The organism is Clostridium sp., assembly GCF_021443865.1.
Taxonomy (GTDB): Bacteria; Bacillota; Clostridia; order Clostridiales; family Clostridiaceae; genus Clostridium.
The window spans coordinates 15447-18165 of record NZ_JABUTB010000086.1; the positions used below are offsets into that span (position 1 = coordinate 15447).

Below are 2719 nucleotides of genomic sequence, written 5' to 3' on the forward strand. Positions count from 1 at the left end.
GATGATGTATATAGTTATACTTACACAATTTTTCTTCTTTTCATAATTACATCAACAACATGTTGAGGAAGTATTTTATAAAGTTTATATTTTCATTAATTCCTTCATTTCTTATATTTAATCCATCTCTATCTGAAACTTCATAACATAAAGAAGTTCTAATACCAATTTCCTTACTAACTTCTCCTATTGTAAACAAGCTATTTGTTATACTCATTGGACTAGCATGATGATCAAATACTGTAGTTACACCATTTTTTATACAATCTATGTAAGTTGTATAAGCACTGTATTTAGTTTCTTCAAGACTTAGCTTCTTATCTAATTTCCACCATAATCTTTCTAGTATCTCATTAAAATTTGATGCTGGTTTTTCTTTATTATCCATCCCTCTTGCAAAAGCACTATAAATATGGTGATGAGTGTTTATAAGTCCTGGCATTATAACCTTTCCTTTAGCATCAATAAATTCACACTCTTTATATTTATCTTTTAAATTATCAAAATCTCCCACTTCTAATATAAGATTATCCTTTAAAACTACAGCTCCATTTTTTATAAATGGCATTTTTGCATTTTGTGTAATAACCATACCATTTCCTATTAGAATCATTAATCTTACCTCCAATATAATTAGAATTATTAATATTTCTAGCATTTATCATGCCAACTTCTAATTATTCTGCTTACCCCTTTTAACTTTATTTATTGCATTGCTTTTTTCTGTATTAAAAATTATTTTTATCATATCAATAATTCAAATTATCATTTTAAGAAAAATTAAATTCTTGCTATACTTTAGTAAGTATATAAATAAATAAAAAAGGAGCTGTCGCAACAGCTCCTAAATTAAGTTTCTTCGTTAATTTTACATTTTTAATTATTCATTTTACATTGTGTGACAGCCCCTTTTCAAATATTAAGTTTCTTAATTCTTTAACATCTCTAAAATAATATTTAGAATTATCCTTCATATAGCAAATTATTTCTGGTATTAAATGCGACCAACCTGCACTAGCAAAATCTACACCACCTGCATTTGCCATATCTAAACCTGACTTTAAATCATCAACTACAAGAATATCCTCTTTATTTAATTTAAATAACCTAATAGTTTCTTCAATAGAATAGGGACTTGGTTTTCTTTTATCTTCATCACTATCCCATCCGAATATTTTATCTGGCACTATTCCACAATTGGCTATATAATCCCTTTTTATTCTATGACTTTCTGAATGAGATGAAACACAAATTATTCCTCCATTTTCTTTAAAGTCATTAATTAGTTCTTTAAATCCAGAATAAAATTCAGGTATATTGTTTTGTGTATAATTTGTCCAAATATTATATTGATATTCTTGTTCCTTCTCATTAAAATGTAAAATATTCTTACATAACTCTGAAAAGCCTGGATTAAAACATTTTAAAATAAATTCTTCTAATGACATTTTACTACAATTTGGCCTTAGTACTTTTAGTGCTTCTATAAAAGAAGGATAATGTATATTAGGAGTACTCTTAGCTACTGTATCATCATGATCTAAAATTAAGCATTTATATTTCATAAAATCAAATTACCTTTCCTAGCTTTTTCTATATAAGGTAGCTAGTCCAATTCCTAATTTCTTAGCTGCTTTAGATTTTCCTTTTGTATCATATCCATACTTTTTTAAGGCATATTTTATATACTTTTTTTCTAGCTCCTCCAAGGTTATTAATTCGCCCTCTAAAATTTCATCTAAAGGCTCTTCATTTTTAGCATAAAATTCAGTTATATATTCTGGTAAAATACTTGTAGTTATTAAATTATCTTCATCAACTAGATTAATCATAAATTCTACTGAATTTTGTAATTCTCTTATATTTCCCTTCCAAGGATAGTTTTTTAATTTATCAATTACCTTATCTTCAATATCTATTTTAGGTAAATTATTCATTATACAATATTTATCTATAAAGTTTAATACTAATGGCTTTATATCTTCTTTTCTTTGAGAAAGATTAGGTAATTCTATAGGAATTACATTTATTCTATAATATAGGTCTTCTCTAAAGGTTTTTTCATTAATCATTTCTCTTATATTTTTATTAGTTGCACATATAACTCTAATATCTAAATTTATCATTTTATTAGAACCAACCTTAGAAAATTTTCTTTCTTGTAATACTCTAAGCAACTTTACTTGTAATGAAAGTGGCATGTCTCCAATTTCATCTAAAAATATAATACCACCATTAGCTAATTCAAACTTACCAACTCTTCCAGAATTACTAGCTCCACTAAAAGCTCCCTTTGAATAACCAAAAAGTTCACTTTCTAGTAAGGGTTCTGGTATAGCCGCGCAATTAATAGCAACAAATGGTCTGTTTCTTCTATTACTTTGTGAATGTATTGCTCTTGCTATTACTTCTTTTCCAGTACCACTTTCTCCTGTTATAAGAACAGATGAGGTAGAGTTAGCTATTTTCATGATTTTTTCTTTAATACTTTTCATAGAATCAGATTCTCCAATTATAGAATCTAAAGCTACTTCTCCCCATACATTATTTTGAGTTTCATTATTACATTTGTCTTTGTTACATATTTTGTTTAATATAATTACACTTTTATAGTTATAAGAAGTGCTATTGATATTTAAAACTTCTCCTATTCCGTCAAACTCAATCTCCTTATATTTTATTATTATTTTATTTTCTTCTTTTTCTAAGTCAACTTCTA

At 26.4% G+C, this 2719-nt stretch carries 2 protein-coding genes and 1 pseudogene; all 3 read right to left on the bottom strand.

The annotated features are described in order from the left end of the window. Window positions 1–70 precede the first annotated feature (70 nt). Window positions 71–613: pseudogene (locus HUJ77_RS12870) on the bottom strand (amidohydrolase family protein); the annotation flags it as partial. 271 nt (window positions 614–884) lie between these two features. After that, window positions 885–1565 (bottom strand): HAD hydrolase-like protein, encoded by a 681-nt coding sequence (locus HUJ77_RS12875; protein ID WP_291709244.1) that lies wholly within the window; start codon window positions 1563–1565, stop codon window positions 885–887. Window positions 1566–1583: 18 nt separating this feature from the next. Further along, the coding region (locus tag HUJ77_RS12880) for a sigma-54 dependent transcriptional regulator (protein ID WP_366033432.1) at window positions 1584–2719 on the bottom strand (1136 nt) is incomplete at its 5' end.

Bases quoted from the DNA above. Each gene is read 5' to 3' on its own strand.
- HUJ77_RS12875 (WP_291709244.1), bottom strand. From the start codon at position 1,565: ATGAAATATAAATGCTTAATTTTAGATCATGATGATACAGTAGCTAAG.